The 19140-nt window shown below is 63.3% G+C and carries 17 protein-coding genes; 3 read left to right on the forward strand and 14 right to left on the reverse strand.

Annotated elements, in window-relative coordinates; genetic code table 11:
* Nucleotides 1–82: 82 nt before the first annotated feature.
* On the forward strand, nucleotides 83–838 hold the full coding sequence (zapD, locus tag C2L64_RS15835) for a cell division protein ZapD (RefSeq protein ID WP_007747120.1): 756 nt from the start codon (nucleotides 83–85) through the stop codon (nucleotides 836–838).
* Nucleotides 839–897: 59 nt separating this feature from the next.
* Nucleotides 898–1092: a DNA gyrase inhibitor YacG gene (locus C2L64_RS15840; RefSeq protein ID WP_007747117.1), complete on the forward strand. Its 195-nt coding sequence runs from the start codon at nucleotides 898–900 to the stop codon at nucleotides 1090–1092.
* A 67-nt stretch (nucleotides 1093–1159) separates the two neighbouring features.
* On the opposite strand, the gene C2L64_RS15845 is transcribed toward C2L64_RS15840, so the two are convergent.
* From C2L64_RS15845 to secA, 4 genes are all read right to left on the reverse strand, one after another.
* On the reverse strand, nucleotides 1160–1594 hold the full coding sequence (locus tag C2L64_RS15845) for an NUDIX domain-containing protein (protein ID WP_007747100.1): 435 nt from the start codon (nucleotides 1592–1594) through the stop codon (nucleotides 1160–1162).
* A complete protein-coding gene (locus C2L64_RS15850) occupies nucleotides 1591–2460 on the reverse strand; it encodes an ATP-binding protein (RefSeq protein ID WP_007747098.1) in 870 nt (289 codons plus the stop codon). Before C2L64_RS15850 ends, C2L64_RS15845 begins: the two co-directional genes overlap by 4 nt.
* A 17-nt stretch (nucleotides 2461–2477) precedes the next feature.
* Nucleotides 2478–3719, reverse strand: a complete 1242-nt coding sequence (argJ, locus tag C2L64_RS15855) for a bifunctional glutamate N-acetyltransferase/amino-acid acetyltransferase ArgJ (protein WP_007747095.1) — start codon at nucleotides 3717–3719, stop codon at nucleotides 2478–2480.
* Between the two features lie 149 nt (nucleotides 3720–3868).
* Complete coding sequence (gene secA / locus C2L64_RS15860) at nucleotides 3869–6682, reverse strand: preprotein translocase subunit SecA (RefSeq protein WP_007747093.1); 2814 nt, start codon at nucleotides 6680–6682, stop codon at nucleotides 3869–3871.
* Nucleotides 6683–6993: 311 nt separating this feature from the next.
* Between secA and C2L64_RS15865 the strand changes: the two genes are divergently transcribed.
* Nucleotides 6994–7497, forward strand: coding sequence for a DciA family protein (locus C2L64_RS15865; protein WP_086909884.1), 504 nt, complete (start codon nucleotides 6994–6996; stop codon nucleotides 7495–7497).
* 90 nt (nucleotides 7498–7587) lie between these two features.
* Here the strand turns inward: C2L64_RS15865 and lpxC are convergent, their stop codons facing one another.
* The 10 genes from lpxC to murD all read right to left on the reverse strand — a co-directional run bounded on the left by lpxC (nucleotide 7588) and on the right by murD (nucleotide 19110).
* Nucleotides 7588–8505 (reverse strand): UDP-3-O-acyl-N-acetylglucosamine deacetylase, encoded by a 918-nt coding sequence (gene lpxC, locus C2L64_RS15870; protein WP_007747085.1) that lies wholly within the window; start codon nucleotides 8503–8505, stop codon nucleotides 7588–7590.
* A 270-nt stretch (nucleotides 8506–8775) separates the two neighbouring features.
* Complete coding sequence (locus tag C2L64_RS15875) at nucleotides 8776–9285, reverse strand: peroxiredoxin (protein WP_007747084.1); 510 nt, start codon at nucleotides 9283–9285, stop codon at nucleotides 8776–8778.
* Nucleotides 9286–9524: 239 nt separating this feature from the next.
* Nucleotides 9525–10718, reverse strand: a complete 1194-nt coding sequence (gene ftsZ, locus C2L64_RS15880) for a cell division protein FtsZ (protein ID WP_007747082.1) — start codon at nucleotides 10716–10718, stop codon at nucleotides 9525–9527.
* Between the two features lie 124 nt (nucleotides 10719–10842).
* Nucleotides 10843–12075 (reverse strand): cell division protein FtsA, encoded by a 1233-nt coding sequence (gene ftsA, locus C2L64_RS15890; RefSeq protein ID WP_007747080.1) that lies wholly within the window; start codon nucleotides 12073–12075, stop codon nucleotides 10843–10845.
* Between the two features lie 27 nt (nucleotides 12076–12102).
* Nucleotides 12103–12855, reverse strand: a complete 753-nt coding sequence (locus C2L64_RS15895; RefSeq protein ID WP_007747075.1) for a cell division protein FtsQ/DivIB — start codon at nucleotides 12853–12855, stop codon at nucleotides 12103–12105.
* A gap of 28 nt (nucleotides 12856–12883) precedes the next feature.
* A complete protein-coding gene (locus C2L64_RS15900; RefSeq protein ID WP_007747072.1) occupies nucleotides 12884–13825 on the reverse strand; it encodes a D-alanine--D-alanine ligase in 942 nt (313 codons plus the stop codon).
* Nucleotides 13822–15216, reverse strand: a complete 1395-nt coding sequence (gene murC, locus C2L64_RS15905) for a UDP-N-acetylmuramate--L-alanine ligase (RefSeq protein ID WP_086909882.1) — start codon at nucleotides 15214–15216, stop codon at nucleotides 13822–13824. The genes C2L64_RS15900 and murC overlap by 4 nt, the downstream gene beginning before the upstream one ends.
* Complete coding sequence (gene murG / locus C2L64_RS15910) at nucleotides 15213–16331, reverse strand: undecaprenyldiphospho-muramoylpentapeptide beta-N-acetylglucosaminyltransferase (protein ID WP_007747069.1); 1119 nt, start codon at nucleotides 16329–16331, stop codon at nucleotides 15213–15215. Before murG ends, murC begins: the two co-directional genes overlap by 4 nt.
* Nucleotides 16328–17599 carry a putative lipid II flippase FtsW gene (gene ftsW, locus C2L64_RS15915; protein WP_086909881.1) on the reverse strand — a complete coding sequence of 424 codons (1272 nt, stop codon included), beginning with the start codon at nucleotides 17597–17599 and terminating at the stop codon, nucleotides 16328–16330. The genes murG and ftsW overlap by 4 nt, the downstream gene beginning before the upstream one ends.
* Nucleotides 17596–19110 carry a UDP-N-acetylmuramoyl-L-alanine--D-glutamate ligase gene (gene murD / locus C2L64_RS15920; protein WP_090835890.1) on the reverse strand — a complete coding sequence of 505 codons (1515 nt, stop codon included), beginning with the start codon at nucleotides 19108–19110 and terminating at the stop codon, nucleotides 17596–17598. The genes ftsW and murD overlap by 4 nt, the downstream gene beginning before the upstream one ends.
* Between the last annotated feature and the right edge of the window lie 30 nt (nucleotides 19111–19140).

The following is a 19140-nucleotide window of genomic DNA, read 5'->3' on the forward strand; positions in this document are numbered from 1 at the left end:
AAAGTGTGTGATTGCTAGGGTAGTCTCACGGCATTAGAATGTCCTGCAATTCCGTCACCGACCACGCCCGAGGCGAGCCCGCTTGATCCTTTACGAGTATCCCTTCAATGAGCGAATCCGGACGCTGCTGCGCCTCGAAGATCTGTTCGAGCGCTTCACGTTCTTTCTGACTCAGGAAGATGCCAGGGAACATCACGTCGCGCTGACTACGCTGTTCGAAATCTCGGAAGTCGCGGGCCGCGCGGATCTGAAGTCCGATTTGATGAAGGAACTGGAGCGGCAGCGTCAAACGCTCGCTCCGTTTCGCGGTAATCCCGGCATCGAGCAGAACGCGCTCGAAGCCGTCCTCGGCGAAATCGAACAGACGCTCGCCGGGCTGACGCAAATGCAAGGCAAGACTGGCCAGCATCTTGCTGATAACGAATGGCTCGCGAGCATTCGTAGCCGCGCCATCATCCCGGGCGGCACCTGCAAGTTCGATCTTCCGTCGTACTACGCGTGGCAGCAGACACATCCCGACCAGCGTCGCCAGGACATCGCTAAGTGGGTCATGCCGCTTCTGCCCCTACGCGACGCAGCTGCCATCGTGCTGCGGCTTGCGCGCGAATCGGGGCAGGCTTCGAAAGTGATGGCCATGCAGGGTAGTTACCAGCAAATGCTGTCGGGTCGCACGTATCAGCTGATGCAGGTGCGCGTGGCACCGGAATTACGGGTGATCCCGGAGGCCAGTGCCAACAAGTACATGTTGTGGGTGCGCTTCACCGTGCAGGACGGCGATCTGCGTCCGCGCGCGGTCGATGTCGACGTGCCGTTCCAGTTGACGCTGTGCAGTCTTTAAACTAACGCGAACAGCCTCACTTAGTTGGCTTCATTGTTTGCGATTGAACGTTTGATCGAATGGTCACTGTAGTCAAATGCCCAAGCTGCGGTAGAGATGTCCGCTGGACTTCCGAGAACCGCTTCCGTCCCTTCTGTTCCGAGCGCTGCAAGCAGATCGATCTCGGCGCGTGGGCTGCCGAGAAATACAAGATCGGCGGCACCGACGAAGAACCGCCAACCGACGACACGCCCGGCGAGCACCGCTCGCACTGAACGGGCACACCGCGCGTCGCCATCAATATCGATGGCGGAAGCCGCACCAGGCGACTCCGTCTCCAGGTCACTCCGCCGCGAGCCACTCCAGTACGGGAATCGTCGCGGGCAACAGCGGCGACACCTGAGCCGGCAGCGTCTGCCACGCGAACGCCTGACCTTCGCGCCCGTGCGGCTCGCCGTGCCACGCCGTCACCTTGCAGAAATAGAGGCGCACGTAGGCGTGCGGATAGTCGTGCTCAAGCACGTGCCAGCGATGGCTCGCCTGCACGTCAATGCCGAGTTCTTCGTGCAGTTCGCGCGCGAGCGCCGCTTCCACCGTTTCGCCCGGCTCCAGCTTGCCGCCCGGAAATTCCCAATAGCCTTCGTACGGTTTTCCGGCGGGCCGTTGCGCGAGCAGATAGCGGCCATCGGGCTGAACGAGCACGCCGACGGCCACTTCCGTGACGGGACGGCCAGCTTCGTTCAACTCGCCCGCGTGGCTTTGCGCTGCGTCGCTCATGCCTGTGCCCGCTTGCCGGACCAGTCGCGCGCGAACTGCCACGCGACGCGCCCGGAACGCGAGCCGCGTTCCAGCGCCCAGATCAGCGCGTCACCGCGCGCCGTTTCGACATCGGCATCGTTGCAGCCGAAGTGATGCAGCCAGTGCGCGACGATCGACAGATAGTCGTCCTGTTTGAACGGGTAGAAACTGACCCACAGGCCAAAGCGTTCGGACAGCGAGATCTTTTCTTCGACCACTTCGCCCGGATGAATTTCGCCGTCGGACGTGTGCTTGTACGTCTCATTGTCGCTCATGTACTCGGGCAGCAGATGGCGGCGATTCGAAGTCGCGTAGATCAGCACATTGTCCGACTGCGCGGCCACCGATCCATCGAGCGCCACCTTCAGCGCCTTGTAGCCCGACTCGCCTTCTTCGAACGACAGGTCATCGCAGAACACGATGAAGCGCTCGGGCCGCGCCGAGATCAGATCGACGATATCGCCCAGATCGTGCAGATCGTCCTTGTCGACTTCGATCAGACGCAGACCGTCCTTCGAATACGCGTTCAGGCACGCCTTGATCAGCGACGACTTGCCCGTGCCGCGCGCGCCCGTAAGCAGCACATTGTTGGCGGGCTGCTTGCTGACGAACTGCTTCGTGTTCTGTTCGATCAGGTTTTTCTGTCGGTCGATGTTCTGCAGATCGTCGAGCGAAATCAGCGAGATTGCGGGAACCGGCTGCAAGTAGCCGCGCCCCTGACGCTTGCGCCAGCGGAATGCAACAGCCGCGGACCAGTCGATTTGGGGCGAAGCCGGCGGAAGCATCGCTTCGAGCCGCACCAGCACGGCTTCGGCGCGGCTCAGGAATTGTTCGAGTTTATCCATGTCGTGATCGGCGCGAATCAGGAACGGTAGTCGGCGTTGATGCTCACGTAATCATGCGACAGATCGCACGTCCAGATCGTCGCTTGCGCGTCGCCACGGCCGAGCACGACGCGAATCAGGATTTCGGCCTTCTTCATCACGCGCTGTCCGTCTTCTTCCTTGTATTCCGGATTGCGTCCGCCCGCTTTCGCAACGAGCACATCATCCAGATACAGGTCGATCTTGCCGACGTCGAGGTCCGTCACGCCTGCATAGCCGATCGCGGCCAGAATACGGCCCAGGTTCGGGTCCGATGCGTAGAACGCGGTCTTCACGAGCGGCGAATGACCGATCGCGTAAGCAATCTGGCGGCACTCGGCGACACTCGATCCGCCTTCGACCTGCACCGTCATGAATTTCGTCGCGCCTTCGCCGTCACGCACGATCAGTTGCGAGAGCGTCTGCGCCGTTTCCGTCACGGCATCGCGCAGCGCGACATAGGCGGGCGAATCCGTCGACGTGATGGCGGGCAGGCTCGACTTGCCCGATGCGATCAGGATGAACGAGTCGTTGGTCGACGTATCGCCGTCGATCGTGACGCAGTTGAACGAGCGGTCGGCGACATGCTTGACCAGTTCGTCGAGCACCGGCTGCGCGACGTTGGCGTCGAATGCGAGAAAGCCGAGCATCGTCGCCATGTTCGGCTTGATCATGCCCGCGCCCTTGCTGATGCCCGTCATCGTGACCGTGTGGCCGTCGACCTTGACCTGGCGCGACACGGCTTTCGGCAGCGTGTCGGTGGTCATGATGGCCTGCGCGGCGTCGTACCAGTGGGCAGCCTGACGGTTCGCCAGCGCGGCCGGCAGACCGGCTTTCAGGCGGTCGATGGGCAGCGGCTCCAGAATCACGCCCGTCGAGAACGGCAGCACCTGCTCGGGCGCGATACCGGCAAGGCGCGCGAGTTCGTCGCACGTTTCACGCGCGTGCGCCATGCCCGGCTCGCCCGTGCCAGCGTTCGCATTGCCCGTGTTCACGACCAGTGCGCGAATGCCCTTGCCGCCCGTGCGCACGCGCTCCAGATGCTCGCGGCATACCGTCACGGGCGCGGCGCAAAAGCGGTTCAACGTGAACACGCCCGCGACCGTCGCGCCTTCGTCGACGGAAATGACGAGCACGTCCTTGCGGTTCGGCTTGCGGATATTCGCCTCGGCCCAGCCTAGCGTGACGCCGGCGACGGGATGGAGTTGAGCGGGATCGATCGAGGGGAAATTGACAGCCATGTTTGCGACCTGTCGAGACTGAAATGCCGGCGGACGCCGGCATTAGGGATCAAAAGTGATGGCGCCAGATGGACCTGCGCCACCGCGAAATCACCAGCAATGCACGCTTCAAACGACGCGGCGCGCTTAACGCGCGCCGCTTTCGTGTGTCACGCAATCTTGCCGTGGCACTGCTTGTACTTCTTGCCGCTGCCGCACGGGCAGGGATCGTTCCGACCGACCTTCGGCACGTTGTCGCCAGACAGCGGCGCCGCCGCGCCCTGGCCGTGTGCCATGGCATCGCCGATCATCGCGGCCGCCGCGTTCGCCGCGACGGGCGCCGCCGCAACAGCCGCGCCGCCTTCCGCGTAATCGGCGTGACGGAACTCGACGTTGTCCACCAGATGGCTGCCTTGCTCTTCCATCTGCTCAGCGGCCAGCTCCAGCTGTTCCGGCGACTGGATCTGCACATTCATCACGATGCGCGTGACTTCCAGCTTCACCGAATCGAGCATCGCCGCAAACAGTTCGAACGCTTCGCGCTTGTACTCCTGCTTCGGGTTCTTCTGCGCATAGCCGCGCAGATGAATGCCCTGGCGCAGGTGATCAAGCGCGGCGAGGTGTTCGCGCCAGCTGCGGTCCAGCGTCTGCAGCATGACCGAGCGCTCGAACGCACTGAACGACTCGCGGCCTACCTGCTCGACCTTCGACTCGTAAGCCTCGTCGGCTGCCGCGGTCACCGCTTCGAGAATCTCGTTGGAGTTGATCGACTGCGATTCGTTGATCATCTCCTGAATGGCGAGGTCGAGCTGCCAGTCGTTGCGCAGCACTTCTTCGAGTTCAGGCACGTCCCATTGTTCTTCGATACTGCCCGCCGGCACGAACTGATGGACGATGTCGCTAATCACGCCATGACGCATCGCGCCGATGGTTTCGGTGATGTCATGCGCTTCGAGCAGTTCGTTGCGCTGCTGGTAGATCACCTTGCGCTGATCGTTCGACACGTCGTCGTATTCGAGCAGCTGCTTACGGATATCGAAGTTGCGCGCTTCGACCTTGCGCTGCGCCGATTCGATCGAACGCGTAACGATGCCCGCTTCGATCGCCTCGCCTTCCGGCATTTTCAGGCGGTCCATGATGGCGCGCACGCGGTCGCCCGCGAAAATGCGCAGCAGCGGATCTTCCAGCGACAGATAGAAACGCGACGAGCCCGGATCGCCCTGACGGCCAGCACGGCCGCGCAGCTGGTTGTCGATACGGCGCGATTCGTGGCGCTCGGTACCGATGATGTGCAGACCGCCCGCGGCCTTCACCTGATCGTGCAACGCTTGCCACTCGTCGTGCAGCTTCTGGATGCGCGGCGCTTTTTCCTCTTCAGGAATGGACAGGTCGGCTTCGATGAAGGCCGCCTGCTTTTCGGCGTTGCCGCCAAGCACGATGTCAGTGCCGCGGCCGGCCATGTTCGTCGCGATCGTGACGCGCTGCGGACGGCCCGCTTCCGCGACGATCGCCGCTTCACGCGCGTGCTGCTTTGCATTCAGCACTTCGTGCGGCAGACCAGCCTTGTTCAGCAGTTGCGACAGCACTTCGGAATTTTCGATCGACGTCGTGCCGACCAGCACCGGCTGGCCACGCTCGTAGCAGTCGCGGATGTCGCGAATCACGGCGTTATAGCGCTCCATCGCCGTCTTGTAGATCTGGTCCTGCTTGTCGGTCCGCTTCGGCGGGCGGTTGGTCGGAATAACGACCGTTTCGAGGCCGTAAATCTCGTTGAATTCGTACGCTTCGGTGTCGGCCGTACCCGTCATGCCGGACAGCTTCGCGTACATGCGGAAATAGTTCTGGAACGTGATCGAGGCGAGCGTCTGGTTTTCGCTCTGGATCTTCACGTGTTCCTTCGCTTCGACGGCCTGATGCAAGCCATCCGACCAACGCCGGCCCGCCATCAGACGGCCCGTGAATTCGTCGACGATCACCACTTCGTTGTTCTGCACGACGTAGTGCTGGTCTTTGTAGAACAGCGTGTGCGCGCGCAGCGCGGCGTACACGTGGTGCATCAGCGTGATGTTCTGCGGCGCGTAGAGGCTTTCGCCCTCGCCGATCAGGCCCCACTCGGCGAGCAGACGCTCGGCCTTTTCGTGACCCGATTCCGTCAGGAACACCTGGCGCGCCTTTTCGTCCAGCGTGTAGTCGCCTGGCTTCTCGACGCCCGTGCCGTCCGCCTTCTCCTCGCCGATCTGGCGGTCGAGCAGCGGCGGCAGCGCGTTCATGCGCACGTAGAGTTCGGTGTGATCTTCGGCCTGGCCCGAGATGATGAGCGGCGTCCGCGCTTCGTCGATCAGGATCGAGTCCACTTCGTCGACGACCGCGAAATTCAGCGCCCGCTGCACGCGCGCATCGGTCTCGTAGACCATGTTATCGCGCAGGTAGTCGAAGCCGAATTCGTTGTTCGTGCCGTACGTGATGTCCGCGGCGTACGCTTCCTGCTTCATGCCGTGGTCCATCTGCGACAGGTTGATACCCACCGACAGACCGAGGAAGTTGTACAGACGCGCCATCCACTCAGCGTCACGCTGGGCGAGGTAGTCGTTCACCGTGACGACGTGCACGCCGCGGCCCGAGAGCGCGTTCAGGTACACGGGCAGCGTTGCGACGAGCGTCTTGCCCTCGCCCGTGCGCATTTCCGCGATCTTGCCGTAGTGCAGGACCATGCCGCCGATCAGCTGCACGTCGAAGTGCCGCATCTTCAGCACGCGCTTGCCCGCCTCGCGACAGACCGCGAACGCCTCGGGCAGCAGCTTGTCGAGCGACTCGCCGCTGCTCACGCGTTGCCGGAACTCCACGGTTTTCGCGCGCAGTTGATCATCCGTCAATTGCTCGATCTGCGGTTCGAGCGCATTGATCGCCGTGACGGTCTTTTGATATTGCTTGACGAGCCGCTGGTTGCGGCTGCCAAAAATCTTTTGTAGAAAACCGGTGGTCATCGGATCGTGGTTGCGTCGCGGCTTCGGCGGGGGTTGCAAGGCTGGTTTTTACACCCTTTCACCTTGTTGCAACTCGTTGTCGGAGGGGCCTCGGCGGCTTAGGTCCAAGAGTAAATTCGAATCACGGATTTTAGCACGCGCCCCCGCCTACGCCTGTGTCAGCGGCAAGATGGTTGGCCATCCGGCCAGGGCGAAAGCGCTGCGGATGTGACCATCTGGCATATCGCGAGGCGGGCGTTGCGTGCCAGTGCCGCACGGTACAATCCCGGCATCGAGCACGCGCGGGGCGCGGGCTGTTACCAGAATCCCAGATGAGCCGTTTCTCACCGTTTTCAAGGCAGTCGCTCAAGCCCGGCCCAAAGCTGGGCTCGAAGTCGTTCGGCGTGCGCCGGCCGCAGACGGTGGTCGAGGTCCTGAACCGCACCGACGCATTCGCCGCGCTGCGCGCAGGCGTCGAGCAGGTTGCCGCGCTGGAGCGCGACCTCGCCGAGTTGCTGCCCGACTATCTGGCGACGACCGTCGAGCCCGGCTTCATCAAGGACGGCGTGCTGGCGCTGTTTGCCGCCCACAATGCGCTCGCCGCGCGGCTGCGGCATCTGGAACCGCGTCTGCTGTCGGATTTGCAGCAGCGCGGCTGGCCCGTCAATGCGCTGAAGATTCGCGTGCGTCCGCAATCTGTGAAAGAGCCACCGCGCGTCAAGCAGGCGCGCATGTCGCGCGCGGGCGCGGACGCGCTGCACGAACTGAGCGAAACGCTGGAACCGTCGCCGTTGCGAGAAGCGCTGGCGCGCATGGCGGCTCGTCATCGGAAATGAGTCGCGCATCACGCGCTGAAATGAAAAAAGCGACCGTTCAGGTCGCTTTTTCGTTTCGGCCCCGGTTGTCACCGAGGCGACAGACTCGCCTTAGGCAAACGCCGTCTGCGTGTCGTACGCGAAACCGCGCGGCGCCTTCTGCGTATCTTCGAACGTGACGATCTCGTACGAATCTTCGTGCGCCAGCAGTTCGCGCAGCAGTGCGTTGTTCAGGCCGTGGCCCGACTTGTACGCGTCATATGCCGCGAGCAACGGGTGGCCGACCACGTACAGGTCACCGATAGCGTCGAGCATCTTGTGCTTGACGAACTCGTCGTCGTACCGCAGACCGTCGTTGTTCAGGATGCGGTACTCGTCGAGCACGATCGCGTTGTCCATGCTGCCGCCGCGCGCCAGACCCAGTTCGCGCATCATTTCGACTTCGTGCGCGAAGCCGAACGTACGGGCACGCGCGATTTCACGCACATACGACGTGTTCGCGAAATCCACTTCGAGTGCCTGGCCCGTCTTGTCGACGGCGGGATGGCGGAAGTCGATCGTGAACTTCAGCTTGAAGCCGAAGTACGGGTCGAGACGCGCAAACTTGTCGCCGTCGCGGATTTCGACCGGCTTGGTGACCTTGATGAACTTCTTCGCCGCGTTCTGCTCTTCGATGCCCGCCGACTGGATCAGGAACACGAAGGACGCAGCGCTGCCGTCCATGATGGGAATTTCTTCAGCGGTGACGTCGACGTAGAGGTTGTCGATCCCGAGGCCCGCACATGCGGACATCAAGTGCTCGACCGTCGACACGCGTGCGCCGTCTTTCTGCAACACCGATGCGAGCCGCGTATCGCCAATCGCCATCGCGGACGCGGGAATGTCCACCGGCGTGGGCAAATCCACGCGGCAAAACACGATACCCGTGTCCGGCGCCGCCGGGCGGAGCGTCAGGTCGACCTTCCGGCCCGAATGCAGGCCGATGCCAACCGTCTTGACGATTTGTTTGATAGTGCGCTGCTTCAACATGGTGGTCTTCTATTCGATTGAAAATCCCAATCAGGATTTTTTAATTCATAGCACGAATTATACTCCAATCGTTTCCGGAGCGTCGTTGCGCTGGCGTTTCAATCTGTTTCTCTACGTTACCTAATCGGGAAGCGTGACGGGCCGATGCCCGGAACGGAGGCGTTTCCGGTCATCGGCCCGCGTTACGGCCTGTCACAACAGCGTCACGAAAAGCGTTGCCGCAGCGCAACAACCCACTCTGCGCGGCTGCGACGAAGCTTCAAGGCCGTGTCATGCCTGGCTCAGCGTCGCGAGAATACTGGCCGCATCGCTCACTTCGAACTTGCCGGGTGCCTCGACGTGCAGCGTCTTGACCACGCCGTCGTCGACCACCATCGCATAGCGCTGGGAACGGATTCCCATGCCGCGCGCCGACAAATCCTGCTCCAGACCGAGGGCTTGGGTGAAAGCCGCGCTGCCGTCCGCCATCATGCGCACCTTGCCCGAGGTGTGCTGATCGCGTGCCCACGCGCCCATCACGAACGCGTCGTTGACGGATACGCACCAGATCTCGTCGATACCAGCAGCACGCAACTTCTCTGCCTGCCCGACATAGCCCGGCACGTGCTTCGCCGAACAGGTGGGCGTGAACGCGCCCGGCAATCCGAAGATCACCACGCGCTTGCCCGCCGTCTGCTCGCGCACGTCGAAGCTGTTCGGCCCGATCGTGCAGCCCTCGCGTTCGTCTTCGATCAATTCGTAAACGGTCGCCTGGGGAAGCTTTTCACCTACCTGAATCATGCTCGTTCCTTCGCATCGATGCGGAGCACGCTCGCACGGTCTCGTGCCGCAGTGGAGTATTCATCCGGCGACAGTGACCCGATCCGCTTCACAACCACGAAGAGGGCACTTGTCCGTGCCGCGCGTGCAATCCAACGCGGCCTTTTTGCCGTTCCACCCGCCACGCTCGTGCAGTTCTGCTGCGCGTAATCAACCATCAAGCAAGATTACGCCGCAGAAAGCCCGCTCCTGCGTGAACCTCAGTCCGCCTGCTTGCGCAGGAAGGCCGGGATGTCGTACGTGTCGACGCCCTTTTCCTGCAGCGCCTGCACGTGCGAAGCAGCCGTATCACGGGAGGTGCGCCACACTGCCGGCGTATCCAGCGAACCGTAGTCCGCCGTCGCTGCGTGATGCGGCGTGTACGCATGTTGCATTGCGCCCACCGGCTGGTTGTCCGTACCCGTGCGCAGCAGCGTCATCGGCGCCGATTGCTGCTTCTTCGCAGCGCGGCCCAGACCCGTTGCCACCACCGTCACGCGCAGCGCATCGCCCATTGCGTCGTCGTACACCGCGCCGAAAATCACGGTCGCGTCATCGGCAGCATAGCTCTTAATGGTGTTCATCACTTCGCGCGTTTCCGACAGACGCAGCGAACGGCTCGACGTGATGTTCACCAGCACGCCACGCGCGCCCGACAGATCGACGCCTTCCAGCAGCGGGCTCGCAACGGCCTGTTCCGCCGCGAGACGCGCGCGATCGACGCCGGCTACCGTCGCCGTGCCCATCATCGCCTTGCCCTGCTCGCCCATCACCGTCTTCACGTCTTCGAAGTCGACGTTCACCAGACCGTCGACGTTGATGATTTCCGCGATACCGGCAACTGCGTTGTTGAGCACGTCGTCAGCGCACTGGAAGCACTTGTCCATCTCGGCGTCATCGCCCATCACCTCGAACAGCTTGTCGTTCAGGACGACGATCAGCGAGTCGACGTGATCCTCCAGTTGCTGCGAACCGGCTTCGGCGACGCGCATGCGCTTGCCGCCTTCGAACTCGAACGGCTTGCTGACGACACCGACCGTCAGAATGCCCATTTCCTTGGCGATCTGCGCGACCACGGGTGCTGCGCCCGTGCCCGTGCCGCCGCCCATACCTGCCGTGATGAACACCATGTGCGCGCCACGCAGTGCGTCCGCGATGCGCTCACGTGCTTCTTCTGCTGCCGATCGGCCCATTTCGGGCTTTGCGCCTGCGCCAAGACCCGTGTTGCCCAACTGGATGACATTCGGCGCGCGCGAGCGCGACAGCGCCTGTGCGTCCGTGTTCATCACGATGAAGTCGACGCCTTGCACGCCGCGATTGATCATGTGCGTGACTGCATTGCCGCCCGCACCACCGACGCCCACCACCTTGATGATGGTGCCGTTGGTTTCCGTTTCCAGCATCTGGAATTCCATGTTGCCTCCGTCAAGAAAAAAAGAACCACTTCCTCGGCCGTTATTCGGCAAGAGATCGGGCAACCTCCTGTCGCGCGCCGGCCGCCGGCACCGGCGCGAATTTCCCTTTTTGCTTCGAATTCTTTTAGAAATTGCCGAGGAACCAGTCCTTCATCCTCGTGAACACCTGACCCATCGATCCCGACTGCACCGCGACCTTGCGACCACGCATGCGCTGCGAGCGTCCTTCGACGAGCAGACCCATCGCCGTCGAATAACGCGGATTGCGCACCACGTCCGCGAGACCGCCTGCATACTCCGGCACGCCGATACGCACCGGCTTCAGGAAAATGTCTTCACCCAGCTCGACCATGCCCGGCATCATCGACGCGCCGCCCGTCAGCACGACGCCCGAGCTCAGCAGCTCTTCGTAACCCGACTCGCGCACCACCTGCTGCACGAGCGAAAACAGTTCTTCTACGCGCGGCTCGATCACAGCTGCAAGCGCCTGGCGCGACAGCGTGCGCGGACCACGCTCGCCCAGACCCGGCACTTCGATCATCTCGTCGGGATCGGCGAGTGCCTGCTTCGCGATGCCGTAGCTGACCTTGATGTCTTCGGCATCCGGCGTCGGCGTGCGCAGCGCCATCGCGATGTCGCTCGTGATCTGGTCGCCGGCAATGGGAATCACAGCCGTATGACGGATCGCGCCTTCGCTGAAGATGGCAATGTCAGTCGTGCCGCCGCCGATATCGACCAGCACCACGCCCAGTTCTTTCTCGTCTTCCGTCAGCACCGCGAGCGACGACGCGAGCGGCTGCAGGATCAGATCGTTCACTTCGAGCCCGCAGCGGCGCACGCACTTGACGATGTTCTGCGCCGCGCTCACCGCGCCGGTGACGATATGCACCTTCACTTCGAGGCGGATGCCGCTCATGCCGATCGGCTCGCGCACATCTTCCTGGCCGTCGATGATGAATTCCTGCGTCAGGATGTGCAGCACCTGCTGATCGGTCGGAATGTTGATCGCCTTGGCCGTCTCGATCACACGCGCGACGTCCGTCTGCGTCACTTCCTTTTCCTTGATCGCGACCATCCCGCTCGAATTGAAGCTGCGGATATGGCTGCCAGCGATCCCGGTGAACACGTTCGTGATCTTGCAGTCGGCCATCAACTCGGCTTCTTCGAGCGCTCGTTGAATGGACTGCACCGTGGCCTCGATGTTCACCACGACGCCTTTCTTGAGCCCTTTCGATTCGCTCTGGCCGAGTCCGATCACCTCGTAATGACCTTCGCCCTTCAGCTCGGCGACGATGGCGACCACTTTCGCCGTGCCGATGTCGAGGGCTACCAGCAGATCTTTATAGTCTTTACTCATAGCGTGCTCATTGCGTGTGATGTCCTGTTACTTCTTGCCCTTGTCGGGTTCCGTAATGAAGCGCATGCCTGCTGCACGAATGGCGAAACCGTTCGGATAACGCAAGTCCGCATATTCGATGTCCTTCCCCCAACGTTGCGTCACCGCGCCCCATGCCGCGGTGAGCCGCTTGCAGCGGTCGTAGAGCGTGTCCTGATTACGCTCGCGTCCAATTTCGACCTGCATGCCGTTCGACAGCTTCACCGTCCACGCAAAGCGTGGTGTCAGTGTCACTTCATCCGGCGTCGCCCCTACGGGCGCGAACCACTTCTTGAAGTCCTGATAACGCGCGACGACTTCTTTCGCGGACCCATCCGGGCCATCGAACGCGGGCAGCTCTTCTTCGAGCTCGCCCTGGTTCGCGGTGAACACCTCTCCGTCGGTGCTCACCAGCTGATCGGCTCCCCATGTGCCGAGCGGCTTGTACTCTTCGAGCGTCACCGCGAGCGCATTCGGCCACACGCGACGCACGCTCGCATGACGCACCCACGGCATCTGTTCGAACGCCTGACGCGCCGTGTCGAGATCGACGGTGAAGAAGTTGCCCTTCAACCGACCGACCACACCCGCGCGCACCGTCGGCGAGTTGATGTGCTCGGTATCGCCGTCGATACGGATCTCGCGCAGCGTGAAGTTCGGGCGCTGGATCAGCCAGTACGCGCCCGCCGCCAGCAGCACGAGCAGCAACAACGCGTGCAACGCGTTGGCGGCGAGATTGAGCTGGCGTACGTTGTTCCACATGATCCGGGCGCGATCCTTTAGTTCTCGATCAATCCTTGAGCGTCAATGCAAGCACCTGCACCACCAGTTCCTGGTAGCTGATGCCGACAGCACGCGCGGCCTTCGGCGGCAACGAGTGGTCCGTCATGCCGGGCGCCGTGTTCACTTCCAGGAAATACGGATTGCCTTCGCCGTCCAGCATGAAGTCGGCGCGGCCCCAATCGGTGCAGCCGAGCACGTCGAACGCCTGGCGCGCGATCTTCTTCAGGCGCGCTTCTTCGTCGGCGGCAATGCCGCACGGAATCAGGTACTGCGTGTCGTTGGCGATGTACTTCGCGTGATAGTCGTAGAACTCGCCGGCGGGCACGATGCGGATGACGGGCAGATCGAGATCGCCCGCGATGCACGCCGTGTACTCACCGCCGCCTTCGATGCTCTTTTCGACCACGACGATCTTGTCGAACTTCACCGCTTCTTCGAGCGCGGGCACGAGCGCATCGGCCGTCTTCACCTTGATGACGGCGACGCTCGAGCCTTCGCTCGCCGGCTTCACGAACAGCGGCAAGCCGAGCTTCGCAACGATGTCCTTCGCGCGCGCGGCGTAGTCGTCGCCGCGCAGCACCGCTTCGAACGGCGGCGTCGGCACGCCGAGTTGCTGCCACACGAGCTTCGTGCGGAACTTGTCGAGACCGAGCGCCGAGCCGAGCACGCCGCTGCCCGTATAACGGATGCCGTAGAAATCGAGCGCGCCCTGAATCTGGCCGTTCTCGCCGTAGCCGCCATGCAGCGCGTTGAACGCGCGCACGAAGCCTTCGTCCTTCAACGCCGCAAGCGGACGCTCGGACGGATCGAACGGATGCGCATCGACGCCCGCATCGCGCAGCCCTTGCAGCACGAGACGGCCGGAGTTCAGCGACACTTCGCGCTCGGCGGACACACCGCCGAGAAGGACCGCGACCTTGCCAAAAGATTTAGGATCGATACTGCTCATTTCGCACCTTCGTTTCCTGCAAGCCGACCCGGCACGCTGCCGATCGAACCTGCACCCATCGTGATCACCACATCGCCGTCGCGCACGATTGCAGCGAGCGCGTCCGGCACTTCATCCACTGTTTCGACAAACACCGGCTCGACCTTGCCCGCCACGCGGATCGAACGCGTGAGCGAACGGCCGTCCGCTGCGACGATGGGCGCTTCGCCCGCTGCGTAGACTTCCGTCAGCACGAGCGCATCGACCGTCGACAGCACCTTCACGAAATCTTCGAAGCAGTCGCGCGTGCGCGTGAAGCGGTGCGGCTGGAATGCGAGCACGAGGCGCTTGTCGGGGAATGCGCCACGCGCCGCCGCAATCGTCGCGGCCATTTCGACGGGGTGATGGCCGTAATCGTCGACGAGTGTGTAGGCGCCGCCGCCCGTCACGCTCACTTCGCCGTAGCGCTGGAAGCGCCGGCCGACGCCGTTGAAATCCGCGAGCGCTCGCTGGATATCGGCATCTTTCACCTCAAGTTCAGTCGCAATTGCAATTGCGGCCAACGCGTTCTGCACGTTGTGCAGGCCAGGCAGGTTCAAAACGATGTCGATAGGCGCCGCGTCTTCGCGCATCGCCGTGAAATGCATCTTGCCGCCGTGCGCTTCGACATTGACCGCGCGCACCTGCGCGTCGGGTGCGAAACCGTAGCGGATGATCGGCTTCGACACGAACGGCAGGATCTCCTTCACGTTCGGATCGTCGACGCACAGCACCGCAATACCGTAGAACGGCAGACGGTGCGTAAATTCAATGAACGCCTGCTTGAGCCGCGCAAAGTCGTGGCCGTAAGTGTCCATGTGATCGGCGTCGATGTTCGTGATGACTTCGATCACCGGGAACAGGTTCAGGAACGACGCATCCGATTCGTCCGCTTCGGCGACGATGAAATCGCCCGTGCCGAGGCGCGCATTCGCGCCCGCGCTGATCAGCCGCCCGCCGATCACGAACGTCGGATCTAGACCGCCCGCCGCGAGCACGCTCGCCACCAGCGACGTCGTGGTCGTCTTGCCGTGCGTGCCGGCAATCGCGATGCCCTGCTTCAGGCGCATCAGTTCCGCGAGCATCACCGCGCGCGGCACGATAGGAATACGGCGATGGCGCGCGGCCAGCACTTCCGGGTTGTCGCTGCGCACGGCCGTCGATACGACGACAGCATTCGCGCCTTCGATGTTCTCCGCGTCGTGACCGATCGCGATGCGCGCGCCGAGCGCGGCGAGGCGCTCCGTCACCGCATTGCGCGACAGGTCCGAACCGCTCACCTGATAGCCGAGATTGACGAGCACTTCGGCGATGCCGCTCATGCCCGCGCCGCCGATCCCGACGAAGTGAATGTGTTTGACGATATGTTTCATTGCTGCTTTCCTTCCGGGCTCAGGCTCGGTGTCACGCCTGCCACCGTTGCGCAGATCTGCGCGACCTGTTCGGTGGCATCGGGTTTCGCGAGCGAGCGCGAACGCTCCGCCATATCCGCGAGCGACGCCCGCGTCTGGCTGCGCAACCAGTCGGCGAGGTTATCCACCGACAGGTCGCGTTGTTGCACGAGCAGCGCCGCGCCGTGATCGGCGAGAAACGCTGCGTTAGTTGTCTGGTGATCGTCGACGGCGTACGGGAACGGCACGAAGAATGCCGCCACGCCCACCGCCGCGATCTCGGCGACCGTCATCGCGCCCGAACGGCAGATCACGAGATCGGCGTTCGCATAGGCGCTCGTCATGTCGTCGATGAAGGGCACGAGTTGCACATCGTCGCCCGTCGCGATCCCCGCTGCTTCGTAGTTCGCGCGCAATGCGTCGATATGTTTCGCGCCCGCCTGATGCACGATGCGCGGACGCTCTTGCGGTGCGAGTTGCGCCAGCGCGCGAGGCACCACTTCATTCAATGCCGCCGCACCCAGGCTGCCGCCCACCACCAGCACGTTCAGCGGACCACTACGCGCCGCGTAGCGTGCTTTGGGTGCTGGCGTGCGCGCAAGTTCCTCACGAATTGGATTTCCCGTCCATTCCGCATGCGGCAACGCGTCCGGAAACGCGACGAGCACGCGCTTGGCGAGCTTCGCGAGCACCTTGTTCGCGAGACCGGCGATCGAATTCTGTTCGTGCAGCACGAGCGGCGTGCCGCTCAATGCTGTCATCACGCCCGCAGGGAACGTGATGTAGCCGCCCATGCCGAGCACGACATCAGGCTTCACGCGACGCAGCACCGAGAGACTCTGCATGCACGCGCGCAGCAGATTCACGGGCAGCATCAGCTTGGTCTTCATGCCCTTGCCGCGCAGGCCGCCGAACTGCACGTACTCCATCGGAATGCCGTGTTTCGGGACGAGCGTCGCTTCCATGCCGGCGGGATTGCCGAGCCACACGACGCGCCAGCCCCACGCCTGCATCAGGTGCGCGACGGCGAGGCCCGGGAACACGTGTCCCCCGGTGCCTCCCGCCATCACCATCAGCGTGCGTTGTTGCATCGTCATACCTTGCCCCCGCGCATGAGGACCCGGTTCTCGTAGTCGACCCGCATCAGCACCGCAACCGCGACGCAGTTCAGCAAAATGCCCGATCCGCCGTAGCTGACGAGCGGCAGCGTGAGACCCTTGGTCGGCAGCAGGCCGAGGTTCACGCCCATGTTGATGAAGGTCTGCGCGCCGAACCAGATGCCGACGCCCTTCGCGACCAGACCCGCGAACGTGCGGTCGAGCGCGAGCGCCTGACGGCCGATCTCGAACGAACGGCGCACGATCCAGTAGAACATCAGGATCACGACGAGCACGCCGACAAAACCAAGTTCTTCGCCGATCACAGCGAGAATGAAGTCGGTGTGCGCTTCGGGCAGATAGTTGAGCTTCTCGACACTGCCGCCGAGTCCCACGCCAAACCATTCGCCGCGACCGAACGCGATCAGCGAGTGCGTCAACTGATACGCCTTGCCCTGCGCATAACGGTCGTCCCACGGATCGAGGTACGCGAAGATCCGCTCGCGGCGCCACGGCGACGCCCACACGAGCAACGTGAATGTACCGACAGCCGTCGCAACCAGTCCGCCGAAAATCTTGCCGTTCACGCCGCCGAGGAACAGCAGACCCATCGCGATCGCCGCGATCACCATGAACGCGCCCATGTCCGGCTCGAGCAGCAGCAGCATGCCGACCACGCCGACGGCGAAGCCCATCGGCAGAAAGCCCTTGGCGAAGCTGTGCATGTATTCCTGCTTGCGCACCGTGTAGTTCGCCGCGTAGATCGTCACGGCGAGCTTCATGATTTCCGACGGCTGCATGTTCGTGATGCCGAGGGGAATCCAGCGGCGCGCCCCGTTCACGCCCTTGCCGACGTGCGGGATCAGCACGATCACGAGCGTGACGAGCGCGATCAGAAAGAGCTTCGGCGCGTATTTGTCCCACGTCGAAATGGGGATGCGGAACGCGATCACGCCCGTCACCGATCCCATCACGACAAAGAGGATCTGGCGCAGGAGGAATGCATAGTCGCGATACGACGCGTACTTGGGCGAGTCCGGCATCGTGATCGACGCCGAGTACACCATCACGATGCCGAGACCCAGCAGCGCGACGACGACCCACAGCAACGAGTGGTCGTAGTCGAGCATCCGCGAGCGCAGCGGACGCACGCCGTTGACGGCGCTCGACAGCCCGCCCGTGCGCGACGTGCGCTCGGCTGTCGCCGCGCCACCTGCGGAGCCGCGCTGCTTGCCGAGTTGTGACCCGAAGCGTTCCGTCCAGCTCATATCATCGTCCCCCGTTCGGCAGCGATGTCTTCGACCGCGCTCTTGAACACTGCGGCGCGATGCGCGTAACCCTTGAACATGTCGAAGCTGGCGCACGCGGGCGACAGCAAGACGGCGTCGCCCGGCTGCGCGACGGCGCTGGCTGCGCGCGTCGCTTCTTCGAGCGTCGCGTGATCGGTCATCGCGATGCCCGTATGCGCGAGCGCTGCGCGAATCTGCGGCGCGTCGCGGCCGATCAGCATCACCGCGCGGCACCAGCGCATCACCGGCTCGGCGAGCGGATCGAATTCCTGGCCCTTGCCGTCGCCGCCCGCGATCAGCACGACACGCTGCGCGAGGCCGTCAAGCGCCGCAACCGTCGCGCCGACATTGGTGCCCTTGCTGTCGTCGACGTAGTCCACACCGTCGATCGATGCGATCAGTTCGACGCGATGCGGCTCGCCGCGATACTCGCGCAAGCCGTGCAACAGCGGCGCGCCCGGCAGACCGATGGCGCGCGCGAGTGCGAATGCAGCCAGCGCGTTCGTCGCGTTGTGCAAGCCGCGGATACGCAGCGCGTCAGCGGGCATCAGACGCTTCAGCCCGATGTTCGGCGGCGTCGTGGATTCGCTCTTGCGACGGCGCGTGGGCGCGGGCTCGTCGGTCGCGTCGCGGTCGTGCGCATCGACGAGCCAGATCATGCCGCTCTCGCGCATCAAGCCGAGGTCGCCGTCGCGCGCCGGTTCGCCGACGCCGAACGTCACCACCTGCGCGCCGCCTGGCTGCGACGGCGCGAGCGCCATCACGCGCGCGTCGTCGCGGTTGAGCACGCGCACCGTGTTCTTGCCGAAAATCTTGCCCTTCGCCGCGGCGTACGCATCGAGACCGCCGTGCCAGTCCAGATGATCCTGGGTGATGTTCAGGATCACGGCGGCGTCCGGCTCGAACGTGTGCGCGGTTTCCAGCTGGAAGCTCGACAGTTCGAGCACCCATACGTCGGGCAGCGCGGTGTTGTCGATCGCTTCCGTCAGCTTGTCGAGCGCAGCCGGGCTGATGTTGCCCGCGACCGCGACCTTCTTGCCCGCACGCTCGCACAACAGGCCCGTCAGACTCGTCGTGGTGGTCTTGCCGTTCGTACCCGTGATCGCGATGACCTTCGGCGTGTAGCCGCTTTCGCCGAGCGTGCGCAACGCTTGCGCGAAGAATTCGAGTTCGCCCCACACGGGGATATCGCGTTCGCGCGCGGCGGCGATCAGCGGTACGAGATCGGCGGCGAGCGGCGACAGGCCCGGGCTGATCGCAACCAGCTCGACGCCTTCCAGCAGCACCTCGGAAAACGGCCCGCCGACAAAATCCCCGTCGATGCCATGCGCTTCGAGCGCGGACAGATTCGGCGGCACTTCGCGCGTGTCGGCAATGCGCAGGCGGCAACCATGCCGCGCGCACCAGCGCGCCATCGCGAGGCCCGATTCACCGAGCCCCAGCACGAGCACCATCGGCTTTTGCCGATCCCGAAACTTCTCGCCAAACATTGACTGCTTCCCCTTGAGTACGACTTGAGT

Source organism: Paraburkholderia hospita (assembly GCF_002902965.1).
Lineage (GTDB): Bacteria > Pseudomonadota > Gammaproteobacteria > Burkholderiales > Burkholderiaceae > Paraburkholderia > Paraburkholderia hospita.

Excerpts from the sequence above, each read along its gene's own strand:
- argJ (WP_007747095.1), bottom strand. The coding sequence starts at position 3,719 with ATGGCTGTCAATTTCCCCTCGATCGATCCCGCTCAACTCCATCCCGTC.
- C2L64_RS15840 (WP_007747117.1), top strand. The coding sequence starts at position 898 with ATGGTCACTGTAGTCAAATGCCCAAGCTGCGGTAGAGATGTCCGCTGG.
- murG (WP_007747069.1), bottom strand. The coding sequence starts at position 16,331 with ATGACGATGCAACAACGCACGCTGATGGTGATGGCGGGAGGCACCGGG.
- C2L64_RS15850 (WP_007747098.1), bottom strand. The coding sequence starts at position 2,460 with ATGGATAAACTCGAACAATTCCTGAGCCGCGCCGAAGCCGTGCTGGTG.
- ftsZ (WP_007747082.1), bottom strand. The coding sequence starts at position 10,718 with ATGGAATTCCAGATGCTGGAAACGGAAACCAACGGCACCATCATCAAG.
- C2L64_RS15845 (WP_007747100.1), bottom strand. The coding sequence starts at position 1,594 with ATGAGCGACGCAGCGCAAAGCCACGCGGGCGAGTTGAACGAAGCTGGC.
- ftsA (WP_007747080.1), bottom strand. The coding sequence starts at position 12,075 with ATGAGTAAAGACTATAAAGATCTGCTGGTAGCCCTCGACATCGGCACG.
- secA (WP_007747093.1), bottom strand. The coding sequence starts at position 6,682 with ATGACCACCGGTTTTCTACAAAAGATTTTTGGCAGCCGCAACCAGCGG.
- C2L64_RS15875 (WP_007747084.1), bottom strand. The coding sequence starts at position 9,285 with ATGATTCAGGTAGGTGAAAAGCTTCCCCAGGCGACCGTTTACGAATTG.
- C2L64_RS15865 (WP_086909884.1), top strand. The coding sequence starts at position 6,994 with ATGAGCCGTTTCTCACCGTTTTCAAGGCAGTCGCTCAAGCCCGGCCCA.
- lpxC (WP_007747085.1), bottom strand. The coding sequence starts at position 8,505 with ATGTTGAAGCAGCGCACTATCAAACAAATCGTCAAGACGGTTGGCATC.
- ftsW (WP_086909881.1), bottom strand. The coding sequence starts at position 17,599 with ATGAGCTGGACGGAACGCTTCGGGTCACAACTCGGCAAGCAGCGCGGC.
- C2L64_RS15900 (WP_007747072.1), bottom strand. The coding sequence starts at position 13,825 with ATGAGCAGTATCGATCCTAAATCTTTTGGCAAGGTCGCGGTCCTTCTC.
- C2L64_RS15895 (WP_007747075.1), bottom strand. The coding sequence starts at position 12,855 with ATGTGGAACAACGTACGCCAGCTCAATCTCGCCGCCAACGCGTTGCAC.
- murD (WP_090835890.1), bottom strand. The coding sequence starts at position 19,110 with ATGTTTGGCGAGAAGTTTCGGGATCGGCAAAAGCCGATGGTGCTCGTG.
- murC (WP_086909882.1), bottom strand. The coding sequence starts at position 15,216 with ATGAAACATATCGTCAAACACATTCACTTCGTCGGGATCGGCGGCGCG.